The following is a 25,596-nucleotide window of genomic DNA, read 5'->3' on the forward strand; positions in this document are numbered from 1 at the left end:
GGGTGGGGCTGGCCGTCGGCGCGGGGGAGTCCGTCGTGCAGGCCGACAGCACGAGGATCGCGGCCCCCGAGACCGATCCCGTCAAGAACGCTCGCCGACTGATGCCCATGGTGCGTCCATTCTCGCAGTCGGCGCGCACCGGCGCGCGCCGGGATCGTCCCGTGGCGTCCTGCGCACCGGCACCGCGCCTCCGGGTCGCGTCCTGCGTTCGGGCGCCGCGCCTCCCGGTCGCGTCCTGCGTTAGGGGGCCGCGCCTCCGGGTCGACGACCCGTCGGGGCGGGCCTCAGGCGTCGACGGTCTCGAGGAAGGTGCGCAGCAGGTCGGTCACCTGGTCGACGGGGAGCAGCGACGAGGCGTGGTCCTGGCCGACGAGCGAGTAGAAGACGGCTGCCGGCATCCGGCGGGCGGCCTCCTGGGACTCGCGATGGCGGTCGACGTCCCGCGTGCCGGCCAGCAGGAGGGTGGGGACCTCGACCGAGTCGAGCTGGGGGACCGTCAGGCCGCCACCCGTCTCGGCCGCGGTGAAGAAGGCGGCCAGGGCGATCGGATCGTCCTGCATGAAGGCCAGACGGGTCTCGGGATCGATCGGACGGCCGATCGTCTCGCCCCAGCGGTCGACGAAGCGGGCCATGCCACCCGTCGTCAGGGCGTCGTGCCAGTCGGGCGTGAAGGTCGCGCCGATGTTGCCGTTCATCGGGGCCCAGCTGCCACCGATCGTGGTCAGCGTCCGGAGGCGCCGGGGCTCGTGCGCCGCGACGGACAGCCCGATGCGGGCGCCGAACGAGTAACCGACGTAGTGCGCGGGCTCGAGGCCCGTCGCGTCGAGCACGGCGCCGACGTCACCACGGTGCAGGTCCATCGCGTACGACTCGGGGTCGTGGGGCTTGCCACTCTTGCCGTGGCCGCGCATGTCGAGCGCGACCACCGTGAAGTCGCGCTGCAGGTCCCGAAGGTAGCCGAGCCCCCGCCAGGTGCCGCGCGAGAGGCCCGAGCCGTGCACGAGCAAGAGCGGCGGCCCGTCCCCGTCGACCTCGTAGGCGATCTCGGTGCCGTCGACGGGGTTCGGGGTGGTCGCACGCATCCCGACAGTCTGGCAGCGCCGCACAGCTCGTGACGGTTGTGGTCGTAGTGCTCGCTGTGCTCGCTGTGCTCGCTGCGCGCGTCTCGCGCGTCGCGCCCGTTGCGCGTCCCGCTCGCTGCGCGGGTCCCGCTCGCTGCGCGCGTCTCGCGCGTCGTGCCCGCTGCACGTCCCGCTCGTCGTGCCCGCTGCGCCTCCCGCTCGTCGTGCCGTTCTGGTCGCGTGACGGTCGACTCGGGTCGGCTCGCGGTCGGGTCGACCGAGGTGCCGAGTGGCGCGCGATGTCGGCAACTCCTCCCTCGTGCCGCCCGTGCCTCCCGTGGGCGGCGCCCTCGGCCGCCTGCGCGTCACAGGCCCGGAGTTACCGACTCGGCCGGTGCCGCACGAGCAGGTCCTCCTCGGCGCGGTGCGGCACGGCGGGGCCCGGCGCCGTGGCGGACCGGGGTGGGCGGCCCGGTCTTCCGGCGGTCGAGGGGAGGAGGGTGGACGCATGGTCGAGGCTTGGACGGCGGCACAGATCCGTGAGGCGGAGCGCCCACACCTGGAGGCGGGCGAACCCTTGATGAGGCGGGCGGCCGACGGTCTCGCGGACGTCGTGCGCGACGTGTTGCGCGCCTCCTCGTCCTCCCGGGACGGTCGTGCGGGCCGCATCCTGCTGCTCGTCGGAAGCGGCAACAACGGCGGTGACGCGCTCTACGCCGGGGAGTCGCTCGCCCGCGAGCTCGTGCCACAGGGCGGCGCGGTGACGGTCGTGCCCGTGGGGTCACGGGTGCACGAGGCCGCCCTGGCCGCGGCGCTCGCGGCAGGGGCCGTGCTCGACGACGTCGAAGCCTGGTGCGATGCTGCGGTCGTGGCGGGGGTTCTGCCCGCGTACGACGTGCTGCTCGACGGACTGGTCGGGACGGGCTCGAACGGTGCGGGGCTCCGGGGGGATTCGCTGCGCGTGGTGGAGGCGGTGCTGCCGGTGGTCACTGGTGCGACATGGGGTGCGGGTGCAGAGGCGGCTGTGGCATCCGTGACGGGGAGGGGCGCAGGGACGTCCCCGGGCGGAGGTTCGGCTGCGGACGGCGACGTCACGGAGCCCGCACCACGAGTGATCGCGGTCGACGTTCCGAGCGGCATCGGGGTGGACGACGGGGCCCTCCCCGATCCGCCACACGTGCTGCCCGCGGACGTCACCGTCACGTTCGGCGGCCACAAGGTCGGGCTCGTCGTGGGCCCGGGGGCGGAGCGAGCCGGACGCGTCGTGCTCGTCGACATCGGCATCGGTCCGGACCTCGCGCGCATGCCCCCGGCGGTCACGACTCCCTGATCCCCTCCCGGCCCGAGCCCCCGCCTCGCCTCGTGCCGCCCCTGTCCCGTCCGTCTACTGCCCCCTTCCGTCTCGTCCCGTCGTGTCCTGTCCCGTTCCGCTTGCTGTCACCGCAAAGGGTCTGTCCCGGTCGGCAACTCCGGGCTGTCGGCTTCCCGAGCCGGAACCCTCGCGCCTCCGTCGCGACGCCGACGCCCGATGCAGGAGTTGCCGACATCGCACCAGTACGGTCGGCAACTCCTGCCCCAGGGCATCGCCGCCCGGCCGGAACTCTCGCACGACATCAGGTCTGGGCAGGAGACAGGAGTTGCCGACGGCAGGCCGGTCCCGACCGCGGATAAGGTCACACCAGTCCGGCGTCGTCTCGTCCCCAGGGGCCCGCCGCCGCCGTGCGTCCCCGGTGCGAGTCGCGCGGAGGTGACGGCTACCGCGATTCCGACACGCTCGTGGACATGACCACGATCGCCGAACTGGTCTCGTCCGCCGGAGGCCTGCTCCACAAGCGCGACCTCGTCGCCCACGGCGCGACCGACCGTCACCTCACCGTCGCCGTGCGATCCCGCAGCGTCATCCGGCCCCGGCGGGGGTGGTACTCCACGTGGTCGCCCCATGACCCCCGGTACGTCGCGGTGGCGGTCGGTGGCCGGCTCACGGGAGCCTCCGCCCTCCACCTGCTCGGGGCGTGGTCGTGGTCGTCGCGCCGACCGCCCGTCACCGTGTCGGTTCCGGTGACGGCCTCGCGCCTCCGGAGGCGCCGAGGGGTCCGTGTCGTCTGGGACCCCGTCGACCTGAGTGGCCGAGGATCGACCTGGGCGGTCGATCCTCGCGACGCCCTGGCCCGGGCGGTCGTGGAGGCGCGATCCTTCGAGGACGCGGTGATCCTCGTCGACTGGGCGAGGGAGGCCGGCATCGTCCAGGACGATGACGACGCCGCCGAGGTGTTGTCCCGCAAGAGCATGGACGCTGCCGGCCTCGTCGCATGGAGTGAAGGAGGCGCGGAGAGCATCCTCGAGAGCGCCGCCGGAACGAGACTCCGACGCGCGGGACGCCACGTCGTGCGTCAGATCCCCGTCTCGGGGACGAACAAGATCATCGACATGGTGGTCGACGGCATCATCGGCTTCGAGACGGATGGACGAGCACACCATGAACGGCGTTTCGACGAGGACCGGGTCAAGGACGCCGACATCGCCCGTGAGGGGCGGGTGCCGTTTCGGGCGAGCGCCATGATGGTGAAGAACAGGTGGCAGTCGACGGCCGAGGCGATCGATGCGCTGATCTTCACGGCGGGTGGCCCCCGTCGCGCCGAGGATGTCGGCAACTCCTCGTTGCCCCGAGTGCTCGGACCCCGGGGTCGCAGATCGTGGCGGCTGGCGATTCCGCCACGACGCGCCGGTCAGGAGTTCCTGATCGGGGGGACCTAACGGCGTAGCTCGGGGCCCGTCCCGCTGGCCTTCATCGCGCCGCACGGCCGGGCCAAGCCGGTCGCGAGGCACAGCCCGCCGCCCGGCCTGGCCAAGCCGCCGGCCTGGCCAAGCCGCCCGGCGGCTCGGTGCAGCCACCCCGCCCGCGCGGCCAGTGCAACTCAGCTCCGCGGCGACTGCTTCGACGAGGGGACGACCGACAGCGGAGTGGTGATCGTCTCGAGCGACTTGCGAGCCGCGTCGACACCGAAGATGAGCGCGATGACGCCGCCGACCAGCATGACGCCGGCGCCCAGGAAGTACCCGCCCGTGAGGGGACCCCGGTCGCTCCCGTCGCCGATGAGGGCGCCGTAGAGGCTCGGAGCGACGGCGCCGACGATCTGTCCGAGGGCGAAGAAGTAGCCGATGACCTGACTCCGTAGCTCGAGCGGGAAGATCTCGCTCACCGTCAGGTAGGCCGACGACGCGCCTGCCGAGGCGAAGAAGAACGAGACGCTCCAGAACGCGGTCTGAGTCGCGGCGTTCAGCACGTCCGCCTGGAACAGGATCGCCGACACGGCGAGCACCGCCGCCGACACGGCGTACGTCAGGAAGATCATCTGACGTCGACCCCAGCTGTCGAACAGCGGCCCCAGCACCAGCGGCCCGAGCAGGTTTCCCACGGCGAAGATCAGGAAGAAGTACTGCGTGCTGCTGGGGCTCGTGCCGTAGAAGTTCTGCAGCACGAGTGCGTAGGTGAAGAAGATCGCGTTGTAGAGAAAAGACTGCGTGATCATCATCGCGGCGCCGACGAAGGTTCGCTTCGGGTAGTCGTGTACCAGGGTGCGGATGATGGTGCCGAACCCGATCCGCCCCGCCGCGACCACCTCGATGGCCTGGTCGTCCGACACGGCGGTGAGGTGGTCGGTGCCCTTGTCCTTCTCGACGCGGGCCTCGATGTCGTCGACCGTCGCCTCGGCCTCCTTCTCGCGTCCGTGCGTCATCAGCCACCGCGGGCTCTCCGGGATGTGGCGGCGCAGGTAGATGATTGCGAGGCCGAGCACCGGCCCGATGAAGAACCCGATGCGCCAGCCCACGTTCTCGGCGAACAGGTCGGGGTCGAGCAAGAAGATGTTGGCCGTCGCGCCCAGGGCCGCGCCGCCCCAGTACGTCCCGTTGATCGCGATGTCGACGCGTCCGCGGTACTTCGACGGGATGAGTTCGTCGATCGCCGAGTTGATGGCGGCGTACTCTCCGCCGATGCCCGCACCGGCGAAGAACCGGAACACGGCCAGGAAGACGAAGTTCGGCGACAGTCCTGCGATGGCGCTCGCCACGAGGTAGATCGCCAGGGTCAGGATGAACAGCTTCTTGCGGCCGAGGCTGTCGGCCATCCGCCCGAAGATGAGGGCCCCGAAGACCTGGCCGACGAGGTAGATCGTGCCCAGCAGCCCGACCTCGGCGGCGGTGAGCCCGAGGTCCGCCTGGAACCCGGCCGACGCCACGATCTGGATCTCGAGCCCGTCGAGCACCCAGGAGAACCCCAGGCCCACGACGATCGACCAGTGGAACCTCGTCCACGGCAGACGGTCCATCCGGGCCGGGACGAGGCTGCGCGTGCCTCCGACCGGGCCGCCGTTCGACGCGGTGGTGGATGAGCTTGTCATGGGTCGGCCTCCCGGGGATGCATGACGTCGGGTGCGCAGCCTGCAAGTCTGCATCATCTGCACGTGCCCGGACGTTACTCGCGCTCGGAGCCCGTGTCCGCGTCGGCCCGCACGTCGAGGAAGCAGGTACCCGAGGAGGCGCGTGTCGGCAACGCAGGACTGCCGAGGAGGCGCGGGCCCAGGAGGCAGCGACCCGGAGGTGGGGCGCAGCCCGAGACAGGAGTTGCCCGCACCCGCACCCGCACCCGCACCCGCAGCCCCACCCGCACCTGCAGGGAAGACGAGGCGCGTGACGGCAACGCATGACCGCCGAGGAGGCGCGTGTCGGCAACGCAGGACTGCCGAGGAGGCGCGCGCCGAGAAGACAGGGACCCGCAGGGAGGGCGCACCCCGGGACAGGAATTGCCTGCACCTGCACCCGCACCCGCACCCGGAGGGGTGGAGGAGGAGCGTGTCGGCAACGCAGGACTCGCGAGGGGGCGCGGGCGGAGAAGACGGGGACCCGGAGGCAGGGCGCACCCCGAGACAGGAGTTGCCCGCACCCGCACCCGCACCCACACCGAATCCGCAGGGGTTGAGGAGGCGCGGGTGGTGCAGGCCGCACCGCCGGCCATGGGGCAGACGGGGGACGGGATCACGCGGCGCGGGCCGTCGGTTGCGCGATGGTCCACGACCTCACGGACGGCTGACACGACGACGAGCTGCCGACGGCCGGCGCTTCCCCGAGGGGGAGGCCGTGACCATCGGCAGCTCGCCAGCGAGGATGTGCGGAGCGCCGACGCACGTCTCGCCACGCGCCACGCGCCACGCGACGAGCTCACGCCCAACGCGCGCCACGCGACGCGCTCACGCCCAACGCGCGCCACGCGACGCGCGCTGCGCCACGCGCGCCACGCGACGCGCGACGCGCGACGCGCGCAGGCTAGTGCGCGACGACCGGCTCGGCGCCCTCGACGACCGGCGGGCGCCGGACGAAGAACGACCCCACGACGGCGAACACCGAGATGATCGCGCCGACCAGGAACGCGGCGCGCACGCCGGCTCCCGTGGCGGCGGCTCCGGCACCGGATTGGCTGGCCGCCGCGGTGGCGGCCAGGGTCATCACGGTGACGAACACGGCGGTGCCGGCGGCGCCGGCCAGCTGCTGCACCGTGCCGACGATCGCGCTGCCGTGCGAGTACAGGTTCGACGGCAGCGACCCGAGGCCCGAGGTGAACAGCGGCGTGAACATGAAGGCCAGGCCGATGCTGAGGGCGACGTGGGCGGCGAGGACCATCGGGATCGGGGTGGACTCGGACACCGTGGACATGAACCACAGCACCGCGCTGACCAGGGTGGTGCCGGGCACGAGCAGCACGGTCGGACCGTACTTGTCGAACAGGCGTCCCACGACGGGCGACAGCAGGCCCTGGACGAGGCCGCCGGGCAGCAGCAGCAGCCCGGTGGCGAGCGGGTCGAGGCCGTGCACGTTCTGCAGGTAGATCGGCAGGACGATCAGGGTGCCGAAGAGGGCGATCATGCCGACGCCGAGCACCGACGCCGAGATCGTGAAGGTGCGCGACGAGAACGTGCGCAGGTCGAGCAGGGCGCGGTCGTGACGCTGCAGCGAGCGCTGACGCAGCACGAACGCGACGAGCGCGACGACGCCGACGGCCAGCGGCACCCAGGCGGGGACGGCGGCCTCGGCCCCTTCGCCGATCGAGCTGAGCCCGAAGACGATGCCACCGAAGGCGAAGGCAGACAGGATCACCGAGGTGACGTCGAGGGGCACCTTCTTCGGCGTGGTGACGTTCTTGACGCGGGCGGCACCGAGCGCGAGCGCCACGAGGGCGATCGGCAGCACGAGGATGAACATGAAGCGCCACTCGAGCACGCTCAGGATGACGCCCGAGATCGTCGGGCCGATGGCCGGTGCGACCGAGATGACGATCGAGATGTTGCCCATCGTGCGGCCGCGCGTGGCCGGCGGCACGAGGGTGAGCACGGTGGTCATCAGCAGCGGCATCATGATCGCCGTGCCCGAGGCCTGCACGACGCGGCCGAGCAGCAGCACGCCGAAGCCGGGAGCGATCGCCGAGATGGCCGTCCCGAGGCTGAAGAGGCTCATCGCGGTGATGAACACCGGGCGGGTGTTGAAGCGCTGCAGCAGGAAGCCCGTGATCGGGATGACGACGGCCATGGTGAGCATGAAGCCCGTGGTCAGCCACTGGCCCGCCGTGACGGTGATGTCGAGGTCGCGGGTGAGGCTCGGCAGGGCGACGCCCATGATCGTCTCGTTGAGGATCACGACGAAGGCCGACACGAGCAGCAGCCCGATGACGAGCTTGTTGCGCGCCTCGGTGCCGGCCTGGTCGCCGTCGGCGCCCGTCGTCGCGGTGTCGGCGGCTCGGCTCTCGGTGGCTCGGCTGTCGCCGACGGTCGTCGGGGGAGAGGGGTCGATGCTCAAATGGGGCTCCTCGGAGGTGACGGCGGTGTGCCTGTGCGACCGAACGTACGAGACGGTCCGGTTCTTCCCGATCCGTCCGATCGCGTCGCCGTCACCCCGAGGAGGCGCGGTGCCCGTCGGTCAGACGTCGCGTCGCTTCACGAGCGCGAGCGCCAGACCGAAGAGCACGACGACCCAGCCGACGAGCACCAGCAGGGCGCTCCACGGCTCGAGGACGAGGGCCCCGTCGGGGCTCGGCAGGGCCATGGCCGACTGGCCGGAGACGACGTAGTCGTAGAGCCGGGCGGCGGCGTTCGGCGGGATGATCTCGGCCAGTGTGTAGACCCAGGCGGCGTCGACGAACGCCGTGAAGATCTGCACGATGATCGGCAGCACGAAGACCAGGCCGACCGAGGCCGCGATGGCGCCGGCGCCGTTGCGGATGATCGCCCCGAGCGAGAAGGCGATCATGCCGATGAAGGCGATCGAGGCCGCGGCGCCGACCACGCTGCGCCAGAGGGCACCGTCGCCGAAGTCGACCGTGATGTCGTTCGACGGCAGGATCGCGCTGTTGATCAGCAGGGTCAGGACGAGGGCGACCAGCGACACCACGAAGAGCGTCAGCGCGACGACGACGAGCTTGGCCACGACCGCGGGCAGGCGTTTGGGCACCGTGGCGAAGGTCGACCGGATCATGCCCGTGCCGAATTCACCGGTGATGACGAGAGCGCCCAGGATCGACGCGACGAGCTGGCCGAACACCACGCCGACCGAGACGGACTGCGCGACGATCTGCTGTTGTTGCTCGGTGCTGGCCTCGCCGGCCTGGAACAGGCCCGCGCTCAGGGCGAAGAGGGCACCGAAGCCGACGATGATGACGACCATGATCGCCAGGCACCACCAGGTCGAGCGCAGCGTGCGAAGTTTGACGACCTCGCTGCGCAGCACGCCGCCGAAGGTGAGCTTCGAGGTCGGGCGCACGGGTCGGTCGCGGTGACGGGTGGGGGTCGTGGCGGTCATCGGGTCGCTCCCTGGGGGGTCTGCGTGTCGGGGGCGACGCGGCTGCCTCGCGCCGCGCCTCCTGCGTGGTATTCGACGGAGTCCTGCGTGAGGGTCATGTACGCGTCCTCGAGCGAGCGGACCAGCGGGGTGAGCTCGTGCAGCACGACGCCGGACGAGGCGGCGAGGTCGCCGACCCGCTCGGCGGTGATGCCGCGCAGCTCGACCACGCCGGGTTCGACGGCCGTGACGGCGACGTCCGGCCCCTGCAGCAGCGAGACGAGGTGGTCGGCGTGCGGGCTGCGCACGCGCACGGCGTCGCCCGACGCCTGCGAGATGACGTCCGAGATGGGGGAGTCGGCGAGCACCTTGCCGCGCCCGAGCACGATGAGGTGGTCGGCGGTCTGGGCCATCTCGCTCATGAGGTGCGACGAGAGGAACACGGTGCGGCCCTCGCTCGCGAGGAAGCGGGCCAGGGTGCGCACCCAGACGACGCCTTCGGGGTCGAGGCCGTTGACGGGTTCGTCGAGGATGACGGTGGCCGGGTCGCCGAGCAGCGCGGCGGCGATGCCGAGGCGCTGGCCCATGCCGAGCGAGAACCCGCCGACGCGCTTCTTCGCGACCGACTCGAGGCCGGTCAAGGCGATCACCTCGTCGACGCGCTTCTTGCCGATGCCGTGCGTGGCGCCCATGGCGAGCAGGTGGTCGTGGGCGCTGCGACCGGTGTGCACGGCCTTGGCGTCGAGCAGGACGCCGACCTCGTGCAGGGGGGCCGCGTGGTCGGCGAACCGCTTGCCGTTGACCGTGACGCTGCCGCTGGTGGGGCGGTCGAGCCCGACGATCATGCGCATGGTGGTGGACTTGCCGGCGCCGTTCGGGCCGAGGAACCCGGTGACGAGACCGGGTCGGACCGTGAAGGTGGCGTCGTCGAGCGCGCGCTTGTCTCCGTAGATCTTGGTGAGGTTCCGGGCTTCGATCATCGCGTGCGTCCTGTCGTCGGCATGCTGAGGGGTGTCCGCATCGCCTCAGGCTAGGGGCGCGGTGCGCCCGGGGGTATCCCCCGCCCGGCCGAGACCGGTGGATGCGCGAGTGGTCCGCTCGGTGGACGCCGCGTCCCGGGGTGGACCCGTTACAGTCGTCCCTCGTGATCGCCGACACCCTGCTCGCCGCCCTGCCCGCGTCCACCGGCGGGGGGTTCGTCCTCTTCAACCCGGACGAGCTGCTGCCCGCCCTGGGGCCCTGGGCCCTCGCCGGCATCTCGCTGATGGTCTTCATCGAGTCGGGCGTGCTGTTCCCGTTCCTGCCCGGCGACTCCCTGCTCTTCACCGCCGGCGTGCTGCACGAGGCGCTGGGGCTGCAGGTCTGGGTGATCGCCCTCTGCGCCTTCGTCGCCGCGGTCCTCGGCGACCAGGTGGGCTACTTCCTCGGCAACCGCTTCGGCCGCCGCCTGTTCAAGGACGACGCCCGCATCCTGAAGACGGCCTACCTCGAGCGTGCGGAGGCCTTCTTCGCGAAGTACGGCGGCACGAGCCTGATCCTCGGTCGGTTCGTCCCGATCGTCCGCACCTACGTCCCGCTGGCCGCGGGGACCGCGGGCTACCGGTACCGCAGGTTCCTGCTCTTCAACGTGACCGGCGCCTTCCTCTGGGCCGTGGGCATGACGGTGCTCGGCTCGCTGCTCGGCGGCATCCCGTTCATCCGCGACCACATCGACGTGCTGGCGGTCGTGCTCGTCGTGCTGTCGGTCGTGCCCATCGCCCTGCACGCCCTGCTCGCCTGGCGCCGGTCGCGGCGTGAGGCGGCCCTCACCGAGCTGCGGACCGCGGACGTCGGCGACGACGCGGGCACCGGTCCGGGCTCGGCCGGCCGCCCCGAGTGACCGGTACGCCGCTCGGTTCGGTCGAGGACCTCGTCGCCCGAGCCCTGGCGGTCCACGCCCGGACGCAGGAGGCGCGGCGCGGCTCCTCCGCGGGCCTCGCGTCCCCCGGCGGTCCCGCCCCGACGTCCGTCCGCACCCTGATCGGCGTCGCCGGCGAGCCCGGCGGTGGCAAGAGCACGGTCGCCGCGGCCGTCGTCGAGGGGCTCACGCGGGTCGGGGTGAGGGCCGTGGTCGTGCCGATGGACGGGTTCCACCTCGCGGGCGCCACCCTGGCCCGGCTCGGCCGCCTCGACCGCAAGGGCGCGATCGACACCTTCGACGCCGACGGCTACCTCGCCCTGCTCGAGCGGCTGCGGTCCCGGTCGGGGACGGTGTGGGCACCCGAGTACGTCCGGGGCGTCGAGGAGTCGATCGGCGGCGCGGTCGAGGTCGATCCGTCCGTCGAGGTCGTGGTCAGCGAGGGGAACTACCTGCTGGCCGAGCTCACGCCCTGGCCCGCGGTGCGCGCGACGTTCGACGAGGTGTGGTTCGTCGACACCCCGGCCGAGCGGCGACGGCGCTGGCTCGTCGCCCGTCACGTCCGCTTCGGCATGACGCCCGGAGCCGCTGAGGCCTGGGCCGCGGGTCCCGACGAGGCGAACGCCCGGCTCGTGCGGGCCACCCGCGCCCGGGCCGACGTCGTCGTGGACGCCGGTCGCCTCTGGCCCGACGCCTGACGACCGCCGGTGTCGGGGGTCCACCGTAGGGTTGACGATCATGCGCCTGTTGTTGATCCGCCACGGTCAGACCCCCGACAACGTCGAGGGCGTCCTCGGCACCGTCGCGCCCGGCGTCGGGCTCACCGACCTCGGTCGACGGCAGGCCGAGGCTCTGCCCGCCGCCCTCGCCGACGAGACGATCGGTGCCCTCGCCGTCAGCACGCTCGTGCGGACACAGCTCACCGCGGCTCCTCTGGCCGCCGCCCGGGGCCTCGCGCCGACGGTGCTCGACGGGTTGCGCGAGGTGAAGGCGGGCGACCTCGAAGGCCGACACGACACCGAGGCGGTCACGGCCTACGTCGGCTGCGTCTTCTCCTGGGCGTCGGGCGACCTCGACGTCCGGGTGCCCGGTTCCGAGGACGGGCACGAGTTCTACGCGCGGTACGACGCCGCGTTGGCCGACCTGATCGCCGGGGCCGAGGGCGACGGGCACGAGACGGTCGCGGCCGTCAGTCACGGTGCGGCCATCCGGGCCTGGGTCGGCTCGCGGGCGGTCAACGCCGACGACGAGTTCATCCGTCAGCACCTGCTCGAGAACACGGGGGTCGTCACCCTCGAGGGCAGCATCGAGGCCGGCTGGCGCCTGCAGACCTGGCAGGGCCTGCCCGTCGGGGGGGCCGAGCTGCTCGACCTCGAGGCGGCGGACCCCACCGGCGAGTCCTACTGAAGCTCGACCCGAGGCCCGACCTGAAGCCCGACCCGTCGACCACCCGTCCCGGCCAGGCGCGCACGCGCTCCACGCCGTCGCGGCTAGGCGAGCAGGCGCTCCACGGCCGGGCCGCCGAACTTGCCCTCGGGGTCGATCTCGCGCACGAGGTCGGCGAAATCCGCCAGTCTCGGGTAGGCCGCGACGATCGCCGCGTGCGGCAGGGCCGACAGCTTGCCCCAGTGGGGGCGCGGGGTGAACGGGGCCAGCGCCTCCTCGACCCGGGGGATCAAGGCCGCGACCTCGGCGGGGTGCTTCTTCCAGGTGAAGGCGATGCCCAGGCTGTCCTGAGGTGTCGGGCTCAACCAGAGCGGGTCGCCCGCGACGGTGCGGGTCTCGCAGGTGTGCAGGTGCGGGCGCAGCTCGTCGCCGAGGCGTCGTACGGCGCGGAGGGCGGCCGCACCGTCCTCGAGGGCGACGAAGTGTTCGCTCTGCAGTTCGGAACCCACGGACGGGGTGGCGTCGATGCGGAAATGCGGCAACCGGTCGGCCCACGACCCCACGCTGCCGTCCATGGGCGTCGACTTCGTGCCGGTGACCTCCGCGTGCTCGTCGACGGGGGCGGGGCGGGCGCCCCACAGGTCACGGGGCATCGACACGTCGGCGAGGCCGTCGGGCACGCGCGACTTGACCAGCACCTCGCGGATGCGGTGGTCGAACTCGTGGAAGAAGCTGACGCTGTACCCGGCTCCCATGACGTCCATCAGGTGGTCGTCGACGCTCGACCAGGGCAGGTCGACGTAGGTGTCCTGTCGCATGCGGAACCCGGGCTGGACGTCGAGGGTCACCCTGACCACCACGCCGAGGGCGCCCAGGGCCACGACGCTGCCGTCGAAGCCCGGCTGCCCACGACGCACGGTCCGGAGCGACCCGTCGGGCCCGACGATCTCGAGGGCCGACACCGCGCTGGACAGGCTCCCGAGGCCGAGTCCCGAGCCGTGGGTGCCGGTCGCGATCGCGCCACCCACCGAGATGTGCGGCAGCGAGCCCATGTTCAGCAGGGCGAGTCCGTGTCGGTCGAGGTGCTGCGCGACGACGGCGTAGTTCGTGCCGGCCCCGACGGTGACGCCGTGGCCGTCGTCCGAGATCACCGGGTCGGCGGGCAACGCCGTGGTCGAGACCAACAGCCCCGGTCCGTCGGCCACGTCGCTGAAGGAGTGGCGCGTGCCCAGGGCCCGGATGCGCTTGGCCCCGGCGACGAGCTCGCTCAGCTCGTCGATCGTGGTCGGCTGCACGACCCGGGTCGCCCCGTAGCTGAAGCTGTCGGCCCAGTTGCGCTCGTCGCGTCGGGGTGGCCGGAGGGTCTCGTGCGTCGTCGTCACCGGTCGAGTCTCGCACGCGTCCCCGGCGGGCCCGGCGCCCGGTGTCGCACGCGTCACCGCCGCGCCCGGCGTCCCCGGCGTCCCCGACGCCCCGCGGCTCAGGCGGCGATGCCCTCCTCGTCCTCGCGGACGGCCACGCGCTCGTTCGCGAGCCGGGTGCGGCGCACGCTCCAGAGGTGGGTGAGTCCGGCGAGGGCGAGCCCCGCGGCCAGCCAGAGTGCGAGCGTCAGGCCGGCCCGGCCCCAGCCCTGGCCGGGGAAGTACACGATCGACTGCGTGGCGTGCAGCCAGGCCGAGCCGTTCCAGAAGGCACCCAACGCGCCGAAGAAGGGCGGCACGAGCTGCGACGAGAAGACTCCGCCCGAGCTGGTGAAGTTCAGCATGACGAAGAGCATGGTCAGGGCCGGCGTCGTCCAGTGGCGGAGCAGGGGGTGCAGGCCGATGCCGATCACGACGACGGCGGTCACGTACAACCAGCTGACGAGGGCGACGCCCCAGAGGCCGGTCGTGACGATGCCGTAGACGGGGCCGACCACGACGGTGCCGATCGCCGCGATCACGGCCGCCGTGACGACCCCGGCGAGGAGGCGCGAGCCGAGTCCCAGCCGGGCGCTCGCCGCCGAGATGGCTGCGGCACTCGCGTACGCGCCGACGCTCAGGGCGACGAGCAGGAAGAACAGGCCCTGTCCGGTCGGATCGCCCTCGCCGCTCGGGACGACGTCGTCGACCTTCAAGGGCAGCCCGAGTCGGTAGGCGACCGGACCGAACACCTTCTGCAGGACGCTCGCGGTCGTGTCCGACGCCGCGGACGAGACGTACAGCGTCGCGTCGGTGGCGCCCACCTCGAACGCACCCGAGATCTCGCGGTCGGTGATGAGCCTGCGAGCCGCGTCGGCGTCGGCGACGGTGCGCACGTCGAGGGCGTCCGGGTCGGCGTCGTTGAGCTGTTGGGCGAAGACCTCGCTCTGGGCCGAGCTGCCCACGACGGCGACGGGCACGTGGTGGGGGGTCGGGTGGCCGAAGGCGCCGAGGTAGGCGAGGGCCATGCCGGTGGCCAGGAAGAGCGGGATGAGCACGTGCAGGCCGAGGGACCGCCAGGCCGCGGCGTCGGGACGCGGGCGGCGCGCGGTCGCGGGCCCGGCGTGCTGGTGACCCCGGTGGAGGCGCGGGTCGGGTCGGTCGTCCCGGTCCCGGAGCACGTCGGCGCGGAACGGGTCGTGGTCGGGGCGCGCGCCGTCGTCCGGGCGGTGCAGGGTCAGGTCGGTGGTCGTCACGGGGCTCCTCGTGGTCGGGGGCGCCGTTGCCCGTCGGTCTACAGTTGCATTATGCAACACAAACGACCCCCTCGGTGTTCCCGACCACCCGCCGTTAGGCTGACCCCGTGACGGACCAGCGGGGGCAGCGAGGAATCGACACGGTCTACTCGGAGCTCGAGACCGTGTCCCGACGGGCCGTCGCCCGTGCCCGGCACAAGAGTGCCCCGCTGTCGTTCGTCGAGCACTCGCTCGTCACCTTCATCGCCACCCACCCCGGCTGCCGCGCCACCGACATCGCCGCCGACTTCGGGCTGAACCGCTCGACCGTCTCGCGCCAGCTCGGCGGACTCGTCGAGCTGGGCCTGGTCGAGCCCGGCGCAGGGGCCGCGGTCGAGGGTCGCCGCGGCCAGGCGCTCACGCTGACCGCCCGTGGTCGTGACCTGCTCGCCCGATCGGTCGACGCCAACCGGTCCGCACTGGCCGACCGGCTCGAGGGGTGGACGCCCGCCGAGGTCGACGCGCTCGCTGCGGCGCTCCACCGTCTGAACTCGGCCTTCGTCGACTGACCCGCCTGTCGGCTCGGCGCCGGTGCCGGGTGCCCGATTGTCGGCCCGGCCCCGGCCCGGCCCGGCCCGGCCCGGAACGGCGATGCCCGTCGTGGTGGGCGACGGGTGTCGCCGACCCGCGCCTCTTCGTCGATCGGGGTACAGATCGTGTGACGGATGTGATTGGAGTCATGTCGTGCATCCCCCTGTGAACCCCCGACTGGGGACATGCCGATGACGAGAAACCCTGAGGTGCGGGTTTACCCTTCCCGGTTCCGCCCGTAGGCTGAGCGGGTTCCCCACCCCCGACGACCGTCGATCCGGCGCGTCCAGCGGGCTCAGGACCGACCACAGATAGGTGCTCCTCCGTGACTTCGCCCGTGTCCCTGCCCCGCCGTCAGGGCGTCGCCGCCGCCGTGGCGACGGTGCTGCTCAGCCTCACGCTCGTCGCGTCGGGCGCGGTGCTCGGGGGCTCGCCCGCACAGGCCGCCTCGTACCCGACGTGGGACGACGTCCAGGCGGCCCGGTCGAGCGAGTCGGCGAAGGCTTCCGAGGTCAGCCGCATCCAGGGGCTGCTCGACCAGCTCGCGAGCGACGCCACCACCGCCCAGGCCGAGGCCGAGCGTCTCGGTGCCGAGTTCGAGCAGGCCCAGGCCGATGCCGACGCCGGTGCCGCCAAGCTCGCCGAACTGCAGTCGCAGGCCGACGAGAAGGCTGCGGTGGCCGACGCCAGCGAACAGCGCGCCGGTCAGGTCTCGGCCCAGCTCGCCCGCACCGGTGGCGGTGACGTCTCGTCGCAGCTCGTGGGCGACACCGAGCAGGCCGACGACCTGCTGTACCGCCTCGGCGCGATGAGCAAGCTCACCGAGCAGACCGACGGCATCCGTCAGCAGGCCGTGAACGACCGCAACGTGGCCCAGTCGCTGTCCGACCAGGCCAAGGTCGCCTCGGACGCGCTCGTGAAGTTGCAGGGAGCCGCCCAGGTCTCGATGGACGAGGCCCAGGCCGCGTCCGACGCGGCCGCGGCCGCCGTCGCCGCCCAGCAGGAGAACGAGTCGCGCCTCCAGGGCCAGCTCGCCGTGCTGCAAGACCAGAGCCTGCAGACCGAGGCCGACTACGCCACCGGCGTCGAGGTCGCGCGTCAGGCCGAAGAGGCCCGCAAGGCCGCCGCTGCCGCCGAGGCCGCCCGCCAGGCCGAGGCGCTCCGTCAGCAGCGCGCCGCGGCTGCCGCGGCCGCCGCTGCCCGGCCCTCGACGCCCTCCGCACCCGCGCCCGCCCCGTCCGCCGGCGGCGGTTCGTCCGGCGGTGGCGGTGCCTCGAGCGGCTCGGGCTGGGTGCGCCCCAGCGCCGGGTACATGTCGAGCGGCTACGGCATGCGCGTGAACCCCGTGACCGGCGTGTACCGCATGCACGACGGCATCGACCTGGCCCCCGGCTGCAACAGCCCGATCTACGCGGCGACCTCCGGGACGGTCACCTTCGCGGGCCTGACCGGCGGCTACGGCAACTACATCCAGGTCAGTCACGGCGGCGGCGTCTCGACCGCGTACGGCCACATCGTCAACGGGGGCATCAAGGTGTCCCGCGGGCAGAGCGTCGTCGCGGGCCAGTTGATCGCGCTCGTCGGTTCGACCGGCAACTCGACCGGCTGCCACCTCCACTTCGAGACCCGCGTCGGCGGCGCCTCGACCAACCCCGTGCCGTTCATGGCCGCGCGGGGCGTGCGACTCTAGGCACCCCACGAGGGGGCAGAATCGTCTGGTGACGAACACCGCTCCCTCCGCCCTGCCCCCGCTGCATCTCGAACGCGTCGCCTTCGACGATCCCCGTGCCGTCGCCCTGCGCGACGCCATGGACGCCGAGATGACCGTCCGCTACCACCGAGACGTCGTCGAACCCGTCGACGTCGTCGAGGCCCGGAACGCCGCCCTCACGGTGCACCCGTCGAACGTGCTGGCCACCGTGCTGGTGGTCGTCGACGACGGTGCCGACGGCGGCACGCCCGTCGGCCACGCCCTCGTGCAGAGCCGGGACGGCGAATGGGAGGTCAAGCGGGTGATCGTCGCGGACGGTCAGCGTGGCCGCGGCATCGGCCGGCTGCTGATGGCCGAGCTCGAGGCGGTCGCCCGAGACGGCGGTGCCCGCCGACTCATCCTGCAGACCGGGGACCGTCAGCCCGACGCCGTCGCCCTCTACGAGAAGATCGGCTTCACCCGCATCCCGACCTACGAGCCCTACGTCACGACCATCCCGCAGTCGATCTGCTTCGAGAAGCCGATCGTCTGACGTCCGGCGGCCGACGCCCCCCCGAGGAGGCGCGGGTCGACACGACGACGGAGGCGCGCCCCGGTCGCGTGACCGGGGCGCGCCTCCTGCGTTCCGTGGGCGGGCGTGTCCGTACGGTCCTTGCGTCCGAGGCCGCCCGTCGCCGGCGGACCCGCCCGAGGTCGCGGACTAGAGGCCGGCGGTCGAGCGGATCCAGGTCGCGCTCTGCGACAGCACGGCGTAGTTCGAGCCGGCACGGGTGTTCGCGCCCGGGTCGGCCTGGTCGCCGGTGGAGCAGACGGCCACGATCTGGCCGCCCACGATCAGGGGGCCACCCGAGTCGCCGTGGTTCGCCGCGCCGGTGGTGCCGGTCAGGTGCTGTGCGGCCCCGCCGTAGGCGTCGGTGCTGCGGCCGGTCAGGCCCACCGTCGCCTGGTACAGGCCGTCGGACTGCACCGAGTTCGCGCGCAGGCCGTAGCCCATGATCGTGCCGCTGCCCGACGACGTCGCCTGGAACCCGAGGTTCAGCGTCGGGTAGCTGCCGAGCGCCTTCGACTGGCCGAGGTGCACGAGCGCGATGTCGCCCGCGGGGGCGGCGGCGACGCGGTCGACGGCGATCGCGGTGCCCGGGTTCGTCGTGCTGTTCGAGTGGTACACCTGCATCGAGGTGACGCCGTCGATGCAGTGGCGGGCGGTCAGCACCCAGCTGGCGTTGATCTGCTCGCCGGTGCAGGCGTAGCTCGCGGTGCCGCCGGTCCGGAAGACCAGCTGCACGGCCCACGGCGTCGTGGGAGCCTTCTCGCCGCCGACGACGTCCGTCGACCGGATGGTGTCGACGGGCCCGGCGGCGACGGCCGAGGTCGAGACCCCGAGCGATCCGACGACGAGGGCTGCGGCGGTGAGGGCGGCGGCGACGGAGGTCTTCATGTGGTTCCCCTTGGTTCGTGTGGTGCGTGTCGGGTGGTGCCTGCCGGGCGGTCCGGTGATCGACCGACCGGGTGGATCGGACACGTGCCGCCTGGGTCGAGCTTCCGCCTGGCCCTCGTTCGGGGGCAAGTCGGCACTCTGGCCGACTTGACGGCGTGTGTTGCGCGTGGCAACAGCGCCGGTGCTCGCGAGGGGTGGGGGCGGACGGGTAGCGTGTGCGGGTGATCACGCGACGAGACGCCGCCCTGCGACTGGACATCCCGCTCGAGATGGCCAAGCGCCACGGCCTGCCGCCGAAGATGACGGTCGACGAACTCGTCGCGATCGAGCGGACGCCGCCGGCCTGGCTGGTGCAGTCCCGGGCGAACCGCACGGGCAAGCCGGTCTGGGTCGAACTGGAGTGCGTCGTCTGCGGCTACCACGAGGCGGCTCGCCCCAAGAAGTGGTGGCCCGAGTACACCTACCTCAGCTGCGACGACCACGGTGCGGACGAGTTGCCCGAGCCCGAGCCGGGCGTCGTGCGCGCCGAGGTCGACGGCGTCGGCACCCGCTTCGTCGCCATCGTCGACGTCGCCCCCTGACCCGACTGCCTGCCCGGGAGGCGCGCGCCGCGTCGGTCAGACCGTGTACTGCACCGAGACGGGCGGCTCGAGCCCGGCGAGCAGGTGCACGTACGCCTGGCGGGCGTCCTCGACGAGCAGTTGCCGCTGGATGTGTTGGTCGTGCCAGTCGACCAGGTCGTCGGGCGTGACGTCGTCGACGTCGTCGGCGACGAGGTAGGTGAACGCGTAGGCGCTGCCGCCGTCGTCGAGGGTGCGACGGTAACCGAGGGTCTGACGGCTCAGGGCGTCGACGAAGACCTCCCAGCCGGGGTCGCTCGCGTCCGGCAGGGTGACGTCGACGACGGGGTGGGCGGCGCCGACGGCGGGGGAGGCGAGTCTCGTCCCGAGGGTGGCCGTCCGCATCGTCGTGGCGGCGGGCCCGGCCGCCGAGAGGTCGACCGGGTCGGAGTCGTCGGGCACCGGACGGCCCCTGACCGGGCCCGGGTCAGGCGAATCCGCGGCCGCAGGGGCTGCCGCCCGGACCGCAGCGGAGGCGCCGGCCAGCGACGCCTCGGGAGAGCTCGTGTCGACGCCTCGGACCACGTCGTGGTCGACCCGGGCGACGGCACGCGCGAGGGCGCCGTCGAACAGCTGCAACCGTCGCGCCGTCGCCCGCAACCAGGCCTCGAGGGCGTCTCGTTCGTCGGACGAGAAGGGCTCGGGCTCGAAGGAGTGCACGGCGAAGGACGCCGCCTCGACCGACCACTCCCACGCGAGCACGACGCGGAGGAGTGCCGACCGTCGGGGCATCAGGGCGAGCGTCCCCTGGCGCAGCCCGGGTGAGAAGTGCAGTTCGGGTTCGTCGAGCAGGTGCCGGACGCCGCGGGCCGCACCGGTCGAGGTGGTCGGCACCAGGAAGTCCACTCGGACCTCTCGCCAGGGTGTGGCCCGGACCGGCGGGGCGTCCTCGTCACGCAGCACCGTCAGGCTGCGCGGCATCTCGGGCGGCAGGGGTGACGGGGCGTCTGTGGGGTCGACGGGATCTCGGTCGGTCAGTGCCATGGCCCGAGAATGCTGGCACGGCCCGATGCGAGCCGCCTGGACGAGCCGGGGCCGCGTCGCCTGGCGGTCAGAACGACAGCTGGTCGACCGACGTGAGCGGCACCCACCCCGCGCGGATGCCGTCCGGCGGCTCGATCGTGGGCACGGGCCGGAGCGTGTCGGCCTCGGCGAGTTGGGCGAGGTCGAAACCGGTCATCTCGGCGATGTCGCGGACGGGCACCTGGTAGGTGCGGTACGGCCCGAGGGGCGGCGGGTCGCCCTGCTCGTGCGCGCGGGCGAAGGCCGCCTCGAGGTCGACGCCGTCGAGTTCGGGGGACTGGTCGAGCAGGTACGCCGCGCTGCGCAACGAACCGCCGTCGGAGGTCGTCCAGGCCGCGACCTTGAAGAACCGACGGGGCAGGCGGATGCCGCGGTAGGGCGCGTCGTCGTCGAGCAGCACGGGCGCCGTGAAGACCGTCAGCCGCTGCCGATGCGTGGAGGCGTACTGCAGCACCTGGTCCTCGAGGCCGAGCCACAGTTCTTTCGACTGGTTGAACTCGGCGGCCTGGGGTGCGGCGTTGGTGAAGCTGAAGGTGTCGACGTTCGCCGCGGCCGCGACGGCACGCTCGCCCCAGACCGGGTCGCGCCGACGCACGAGGTGCCCCCGGTCGAGGTCGTTGGAGGCGTACACCTCGGGACCCGTCTGCTCGTCGTCGGGCACGCGCTCGTCGAGGTGCCAGTCGTCGCCCCGGCCGAGGTCGACCAGCGACGACCCGTCGATGTTGACGGCCGTCAGGGCGGCCAACCGCCGGACGGGGTCGAGCAGCACCGTGAAGTGGACGTAGGGCAGCTCGCGGACGGTGGCGTGGACGGCCGGCAGGGGCACGTCGACCGTGAGGAATGACGGGTCGTACCCGGCGCGCCCGAGGTCGGCGGTGCTCGCGGTGGTGCGGTCGTCTGCGGTGCTCATGCGCGCCTCCGGCGGGGTCGTCGTGCTCGTGGGCCCATCATGCCCACGACCCCGGACATCGGTCCGGCCGCCACCGGAGGACGGCCCACCGGAGGAGGGCCGGCCGGGGCTCGGTCGGCCGAGCCTCGGCCCGCCGGGGCTCAGTCGGCCAGGATCGTGTAGAGCGCGCGGCGTGCCTCGTCGAGCTTGGCGGTGGCGGCGGCCCGCTGGGCGTCGCTGCCGTCGTGGTGGAACTGCTTGACGACGCCCATGAGCTTCATGAGGCTGGTCTGGAACTCGCGGTCGGTGTCGCTCGCGTCGTCCGCCGTGGCGGCCCAGGCCCTCTCGATCTCGTCGGCGTGTTCGGCCACGTAGGCCCGGCCTGCGTCGGTCAGCGTGAAGACGCTCTTGGTCGCGGCCTCGTCGGACGAGATGAGCTCTTCGTCGACGAGTTGCTGCAGCGTGGGGTAGACCGAGCCGGGGCTGGGCTTCCACGTGCCGTCGGTGCGCTCGGCGATCGCCTTGATCAGGCCGTAGCCGTTCGACGGGGCGTCGGACAGCAGCGAGAGGATCGCGAGGCGCACGTCGCCGCGTCGTGCCCGGCCGCGTCCTCCGCGGCCCGGTCCGAAACCGCCGGGACCGAAGCCCGGGCCGCCGGGGCCGAAACCGGGGCCGAAGCCGCCGAAGCCCGGACCGGGGCGGAACCCGCGGCCGAACGGACGGCCGAAGCGGCCGTGACCCTCGCCGCGGCCGATCGGGTCGTGCCGGGCGTCGGGGGAGTCGTGGTGCCGGCGACGGGGGTCGCCGTGGTTCTCGGTGGTGAAGTCGGTACCCATGGGGTACTCCTCTCGGGTCGGGGGGAAGAGATCGAGGTCGCGACGTCCTGTCGCGATGTGTCAAAGATATGTCGGTGACTATCGTCTGTCAACGGTCCGGCGGACATCCGGGCAGAAAGAAAGGAGGCGCGTCCCGAGTGGGACGCGCCTCCTTCCGTCGAGCCGTCAGTTCGCGGCTTGCACCCCGAACGCCGAGGCGAGCTTCTCGATCTTCTGGGCCCGGCCCAGGCGGGGCAGGTCGCTGCCGTCTCGGATGACCCGGCCGCGTCCCTCGAAGTCGGCGAGGAAGTCCTGGGCCCAGGCGACGTCGGACGGCGTGGGGCTGATGACCTCGTTGATCACGGGCAGCTGCTCGACGTCGAGGCAGAGCTTGCCGGTGAGGCCGAGGGCGACCGCGACCCCGGATTGCTCCCGCAGGACGGGGTGGCTGCTGCCCACCGTCGGGCCGTCGATCGGGCCGGGCAGCCCGCCGATGCGGCTCGCCACGACGAGGCGGGAGCGGGGGTAGGCCATGGCCAGGTCGTCGGCGCTCGTGCCGGTGTCGCGGCGGTAGTCGCCGCTTCCGAACGCGAGGCGGAACGCCCCGCGGGCCTTGGCGATGGCGGGGCTCTCCTCGATGCCGAGGGCCGACTCGACGAGCGCGAGCACCGGCACCGCGCCTCCGAGTCGGTCGAAGGTCTCGGTGACGTGTTCGGGCGCCTCGGTCTTGGCGAGCATGACGCCGTGCAGTCCGGGCAGGCCCATCAGGGCGTCGACGTCGTCGGACCAGAAGTCGGTCGAGCGGTCGTTGATGCGCACCCAGGCCTCGCCGCCGCCCGTGAGCCAGGCGACGACGTCGTCGCGAGCGGCGGGCTTGCGGGCCGGGTCGACCGCGTCCTCGATGTCGAGGACGATCTGGTCGGCGCGGGACGCCTGGGCAGAGTCGAAACGGTCGGGGGCGGTGCCCGGCACGAGCAGCCACGAACGGGCGATGTCGGCCTTCGGTCGCGTGCGGGCGGCCGCCGCGGCCCGGCGGCCCGTCGCCGCGGAGTCGGTCGCGCCGGAGGCCGTCGCGGTCGGGTCGGAGGGGGTCTGGCTGGTGTCGGTCATGACGTCGTCGTCCTTCGTCGCTCGGCGGTCCGGTCCACGCTACCGGCTCGTCCGCGCCCGTGAGTCCCGCGGGCGCGGGCGGGGGCTCCCGGCCCGGGGTGCCGTTCGGGCGTAACGTTCAGGCGGATCACAGATCCAGGGAACGACCCCACCGACAGGAGTGAGCCATGACCGACGCGAACGATCCGCGGCGCGACCGCCCCGACCACGAGGGACGCGATCCCCAGTACGGCGACACGAACGACGCCCCGCGGTCCGACGAGACCGGCGAGACGGTCGAGCCGACCGAGGTGCCGTACGGCTCCGAGGTCCCGACCCAGCAGCCCCCGGCCGTCGACTTCGGCGGCGACGCCCCGACGCAGCAGCAGCCCGCCGTCGACTTCGGGTCCGACGCCCCGACGCAGCAGGCCCCCGTCGCCGACGCCGAGGACCGCCCGGTCGTCGCCGAGGCCCCCGCCACCACCGACGCGTCCGGCCCGGAGGCCCACGAGGCTCCCGCGTCGTCCGACGAGGAGGCGCTGCCCGATTCGGTGCCCGCCGAGTACGTCCCCGGCGACACCGGGTCCGACCAGCGCGCCGACGCCGACGCGTCGACCGACGCCGACCGCCGCGACACCGAGGTCCTCTCGGAGTCCGACCGCGACGCGGCCTCGACCGGCCGTCCCACCGAGGCGGTGCCCATGGTGGCGCCGACCGAGCCCGCCCAGCGGGCCTGGTCCGCCTCCTCGGACGGCACGCGCCGTCCGCTGCACGACGACGAGGCCCTCCGTGCGGCCGAGGCCGCCCGCGCCGGCGAGCCCGCCACCGGTGACCGAGGGGACGACACGGCCACCGCGGCGTCCGCGACCGCGGCGACCGGCGCCTCTTCGTCCTCGCACGACGGGTGGGTCGACGACCGCTCGGACGCCGAACGCGACGCCACCGACCGCGCCGCGGCCGAGCGTCAGCCCTCGTTCGGTCAGGACGCCCCCACCGCCGTCGCGCCCACCGCGGCGGCAGCCGGAGGCGCGGCCGCAGGAGCCGCCGCGGGTCGCGACACCGGCTCCCACGCCTACCCCCTCGTCAAGGACTCGGGCATCGACCACGTGTCGGTGCGCCGTGAGCTGCTCGCCCAGCAGAAAGAGGAGTTCGGCGGCATCCGCTTCGGCGCTGGCCTGCTCGGCTGGTTCGCCGCGACGGGCTTCGGCCTCGTCATGATCACGATCTTCGGCGGCGTCCTCGCGGCCTGGGGCGGGGTCGCATCCGGTTCGACCGCCATGGCCGACCTGCGCAGCTTCACGACCGACAACGCCGACGTGCTCGCGCTGACCTCGGGCATCGTGGTGCTCGCGATCATCTTCTTCGGGTACCTCATCGGTGGTTACACGGCGTCGCGCATCGCCCGCTTCAGCGGCTTCAAGCAGGGGCTCGCGACCTGGCTCTGGGGCCTGGTCATCACGATCGTCCTGGCGATCGTCGTCGGCGTCGTCGGCACCCAGACCGGAGACTCGTCGTCGCCGAACCCGTTCGTGCCCTCGATGGACGACCTGCAGTCGTCGTCCCTCGCCGGTCTCATCGGCCTCGGCCTCGTCGTCGTCCTGAGCTTCGCCGGTGCCGTCCTCGGTGGTCTGCTGGGTCAGCGGTACCACCGCAAGGTCGACCGCTTCTTCTCCGAAGAGGACTGAGCGCCGCGAGGGGGCGGCCCGGCCGGGTCGCCCCCTCGCCCCATCCGACGCGGCCCGGGCGTCGAACACCGATCAATCCCACCGGGCAGCACAGACAAGGACCATTCATGCGCACCCCCTTCCGTTCCTCCCTCGGTCGAGGCGTCCTCGGCGTCGTCGCCACCGGCGCCCTCGTGTTCTCGCTCGCGGCCTGCGCCTCGACCTCGGACTCCGAGAGCAACAACACGGCCCCGACGCACCCCGTCAACCAGACCCGTGAACCCGGCCCCGGCGAGAGCATGCTGCCCGAGGCGTCCATCTCGGATCTGTCGAACGGCGTCGACACGCAGGTCGCCGTGGACGCGTCCTTCGTCGAGGCCCTCACGAGCCTGGGCCTGACCCCCGGCGTCGTGGGCACCGCGACCTTCACCGACGGCACCTTCGCGTTCCCCATCACGGGTGGCAACGTCGACTACTACGGCCCCGACAGCGACGTGCGACCTTACGTCCAGGGCGAGATCGACCACGACGGCTCCGGCCTGTCGCTGACCTCGGCCGACGGCACCGTCGTCGAACTCACCGACTTCCGCATCGACCCGGGCGAGAGCAAGCTCTACGGCACCGTCACCGCCAACGGCACCGTCGCCGCCGAAGACGCCTACCTCTTCAGCCTCTACGGTGGCACGCTCAAGCCCATCCAGATGGAAGGTTCGAACGCCGTCCTCGAGGGCACCACGGTCCACGTCAGCCCCGACGCCGCCGCCCTGCTGAACCAGACCTTCAAGACCGACGCCGTCCAGGACGAGATGCTCGTCGGCGTCGCGAAGATCACCGTCGCCACCGAATAAGCGACACCCCCGCTCGACCGATCGGGCACGTAGCCGATCACCGAGAAGAACCCCGTTCGCGAAGAAGAACCCCGATCAATCGTGGTTCGTCTTCGTGAACGGGGT

At 72.6% G+C, this 25,596-nt stretch carries 23 protein-coding genes; 11 read left to right on the forward strand and 12 right to left on the reverse strand.

Annotated features, from left to right (window positions below):
• Positions 1–284: 284 nt before the first annotated feature.
• The gene (locus ARTHRO9V_RS05335) at positions 285–1,082 is read right to left on the reverse strand and encodes an alpha/beta fold hydrolase (RefSeq protein ID WP_056046697.1); all 798 of its coding nucleotides are present in this window, start codon (positions 1,080–1,082) and stop codon (positions 285–287) included.
• 487 nt (positions 1,083–1,569) lie between these two features.
• Here ARTHRO9V_RS05335 and ARTHRO9V_RS05340 point away from each other — a divergent pair, with 487 nt between their 5' ends.
• Positions 1,570–2,391 carry an NAD(P)H-hydrate epimerase gene (locus ARTHRO9V_RS05340; protein ID WP_056046695.1) on the forward strand — a complete coding sequence of 274 codons (822 nt, stop codon included), beginning with the start codon at positions 1,570–1,572 and terminating at the stop codon, positions 2,389–2,391.
• A 452-nt stretch (positions 2,392–2,843) separates the two neighbouring features.
• The gene (locus ARTHRO9V_RS05345) at positions 2,844–3,815 is read left to right on the forward strand and encodes a glycyl-tRNA synthetase (RefSeq protein WP_159825982.1); all 972 of its coding nucleotides are present in this window, start codon (positions 2,844–2,846) and stop codon (positions 3,813–3,815) included.
• A gap of 161 nt (positions 3,816–3,976) precedes the next feature.
• On the opposite strand, the gene ARTHRO9V_RS05350 is transcribed toward ARTHRO9V_RS05345, so the two are convergent.
• The 4 genes from ARTHRO9V_RS05350 to ARTHRO9V_RS05365 form a co-directional block, all read right to left on the reverse strand.
• Positions 3,977–5,461 carry an MFS transporter gene (locus ARTHRO9V_RS05350; protein WP_370516182.1) on the reverse strand — a complete coding sequence of 495 codons (1,485 nt, stop codon included), beginning with the start codon at positions 5,459–5,461 and terminating at the stop codon, positions 3,977–3,979.
• 922 nt (positions 5,462–6,383) lie between these two features.
• Positions 6,384–7,901: a DHA2 family efflux MFS transporter permease subunit gene (locus ARTHRO9V_RS05355; protein ID WP_159828479.1), complete on the reverse strand. Its 1,518-nt coding sequence runs from the start codon at positions 7,899–7,901 to the stop codon at positions 6,384–6,386.
• 126 nt (positions 7,902–8,027) lie between these two features.
• A complete protein-coding gene (locus ARTHRO9V_RS05360; protein ID WP_159825984.1) occupies positions 8,028–8,906 on the reverse strand; it encodes an ABC transporter permease subunit in 879 nt (292 codons plus the stop codon).
• The gene (locus ARTHRO9V_RS05365) at positions 8,903–9,865 is read right to left on the reverse strand and encodes an ABC transporter ATP-binding protein (RefSeq protein ID WP_159825986.1); all 963 of its coding nucleotides are present in this window, start codon (positions 9,863–9,865) and stop codon (positions 8,903–8,905) included. The genes ARTHRO9V_RS05360 and ARTHRO9V_RS05365 overlap by 4 nt, the downstream gene beginning before the upstream one ends.
• A gap of 164 nt (positions 9,866–10,029) precedes the next feature.
• Between ARTHRO9V_RS05365 and ARTHRO9V_RS05370 the strand changes: the two genes are divergently transcribed.
• From ARTHRO9V_RS05370 to ARTHRO9V_RS05380, 3 genes are read left to right on the forward strand one after another with little or no spacing between them, the layout of a single operon-like run.
• Positions 10,030–10,764 carry a DedA family protein gene (locus ARTHRO9V_RS05370; protein ID WP_236556936.1) on the forward strand — a complete coding sequence of 245 codons (735 nt, stop codon included), beginning with the start codon at positions 10,030–10,032 and terminating at the stop codon, positions 10,762–10,764.
• Positions 10,761–11,480, forward strand: a complete 720-nt coding sequence (locus ARTHRO9V_RS05375) for a nucleoside/nucleotide kinase family protein (protein WP_233568369.1) — start codon at positions 10,761–10,763, stop codon at positions 11,478–11,480. The genes ARTHRO9V_RS05370 and ARTHRO9V_RS05375 overlap by 4 nt, the downstream gene beginning before the upstream one ends.
• A 40-nt stretch (positions 11,481–11,520) precedes the next feature.
• The gene (locus ARTHRO9V_RS05380; protein WP_159825990.1) at positions 11,521–12,189 is read left to right on the forward strand and encodes a histidine phosphatase family protein; all 669 of its coding nucleotides are present in this window, start codon (positions 11,521–11,523) and stop codon (positions 12,187–12,189) included.
• A gap of 83 nt (positions 12,190–12,272) precedes the next feature.
• Here the strand turns inward: ARTHRO9V_RS05380 and ARTHRO9V_RS05385 are convergent, their stop codons facing one another.
• Positions 12,273–13,550: an FAD-binding protein gene (locus ARTHRO9V_RS05385; RefSeq protein ID WP_159825992.1), complete on the reverse strand. Its 1,278-nt coding sequence runs from the start codon at positions 13,548–13,550 to the stop codon at positions 12,273–12,275.
• 98 nt (positions 13,551–13,648) lie between these two features.
• The gene (locus ARTHRO9V_RS05390) at positions 13,649–14,824 is read right to left on the reverse strand and encodes a hypothetical protein (protein WP_159825994.1); all 1,176 of its coding nucleotides are present in this window, start codon (positions 14,822–14,824) and stop codon (positions 13,649–13,651) included.
• A gap of 107 nt (positions 14,825–14,931) precedes the next feature.
• Between ARTHRO9V_RS05390 and ARTHRO9V_RS05395 the strand changes: the two genes are divergently transcribed.
• The 3 genes from ARTHRO9V_RS05395 (at position 14,932) to ARTHRO9V_RS05405 (ending at position 17,637) form a co-directional block, all read left to right on the forward strand.
• Complete coding sequence (locus ARTHRO9V_RS05395) at positions 14,932–15,372, forward strand: MarR family winged helix-turn-helix transcriptional regulator (RefSeq protein WP_056046684.1); 441 nt, start codon at positions 14,932–14,934, stop codon at positions 15,370–15,372.
• Between the two features lie 347 nt (positions 15,373–15,719).
• Positions 15,720–17,084 (forward strand): peptidoglycan DD-metalloendopeptidase family protein, encoded by a 1,365-nt coding sequence (locus ARTHRO9V_RS05400; RefSeq protein ID WP_148053639.1) that lies wholly within the window; start codon positions 15,720–15,722, stop codon positions 17,082–17,084.
• Positions 17,085–17,112: 28 nt separating this feature from the next.
• Complete coding sequence (locus ARTHRO9V_RS05405) at positions 17,113–17,637, forward strand: GNAT family N-acetyltransferase (RefSeq protein ID WP_236556937.1); 525 nt, start codon at positions 17,113–17,115, stop codon at positions 17,635–17,637.
• Positions 17,638–17,805: 168 nt separating this feature from the next.
• On the opposite strand, the gene ARTHRO9V_RS05410 is transcribed toward ARTHRO9V_RS05405, so the two are convergent.
• Positions 17,806–18,543, reverse strand: coding sequence for a trypsin-like serine protease (locus ARTHRO9V_RS05410; protein ID WP_159825996.1), 738 nt, complete (start codon positions 18,541–18,543; stop codon positions 17,806–17,808).
• 221 nt (positions 18,544–18,764) lie between these two features.
• Between ARTHRO9V_RS05410 and ARTHRO9V_RS05415 the strand changes: the two genes are divergently transcribed.
• The gene (locus tag ARTHRO9V_RS05415) at positions 18,765–19,124 is read left to right on the forward strand and encodes a hypothetical protein (protein ID WP_056046678.1); all 360 of its coding nucleotides are present in this window, start codon (positions 18,765–18,767) and stop codon (positions 19,122–19,124) included.
• A gap of 36 nt (positions 19,125–19,160) precedes the next feature.
• Here ARTHRO9V_RS05415 and ARTHRO9V_RS05420 read toward each other — a convergent pair whose 3' ends face one another.
• From ARTHRO9V_RS05420 to ARTHRO9V_RS05435, 4 genes are all read right to left on the reverse strand, one after another.
• A complete protein-coding gene (locus ARTHRO9V_RS05420; RefSeq protein ID WP_159825998.1) occupies positions 19,161–20,147 on the reverse strand; it encodes a hypothetical protein in 987 nt (328 codons plus the stop codon).
• Positions 20,148–20,214: 67 nt separating this feature from the next.
• The gene (locus ARTHRO9V_RS05425; protein WP_056046674.1) at positions 20,215–21,096 is read right to left on the reverse strand and encodes a DNA/RNA non-specific endonuclease; all 882 of its coding nucleotides are present in this window, start codon (positions 21,094–21,096) and stop codon (positions 20,215–20,217) included.
• Between the two features lie 140 nt (positions 21,097–21,236).
• Positions 21,237–21,911: a PadR family transcriptional regulator gene (locus ARTHRO9V_RS05430; protein WP_082460323.1), complete on the reverse strand. Its 675-nt coding sequence runs from the start codon at positions 21,909–21,911 to the stop codon at positions 21,237–21,239.
• 165 nt (positions 21,912–22,076) lie between these two features.
• The gene (locus ARTHRO9V_RS05435) at positions 22,077–23,000 is read right to left on the reverse strand and encodes a CoA ester lyase (RefSeq protein ID WP_082460322.1); all 924 of its coding nucleotides are present in this window, start codon (positions 22,998–23,000) and stop codon (positions 22,077–22,079) included.
• A gap of 167 nt (positions 23,001–23,167) precedes the next feature.
• Here ARTHRO9V_RS05435 and ARTHRO9V_RS05440 point away from each other — a divergent pair, with 167 nt between their 5' ends.
• On the forward strand, positions 23,168–24,664 hold the full coding sequence (locus ARTHRO9V_RS05440; RefSeq protein ID WP_159826000.1) for a CvpA family protein: 1,497 nt from the start codon (positions 23,168–23,170) through the stop codon (positions 24,662–24,664).
• Positions 24,665–24,771: 107 nt separating this feature from the next.
• The gene (locus tag ARTHRO9V_RS05445; RefSeq protein WP_159826002.1) at positions 24,772–25,491 is read left to right on the forward strand and encodes a hypothetical protein; all 720 of its coding nucleotides are present in this window, start codon (positions 24,772–24,774) and stop codon (positions 25,489–25,491) included.
• Positions 25,492–25,596 lie beyond the last annotated feature (105 nt).

This window comes from Frigoribacterium sp. 9N, from assembly GCF_902506305.1.
Lineage (GTDB): Bacteria > Actinomycetota > Actinomycetes > Actinomycetales > Microbacteriaceae > Frigoribacterium.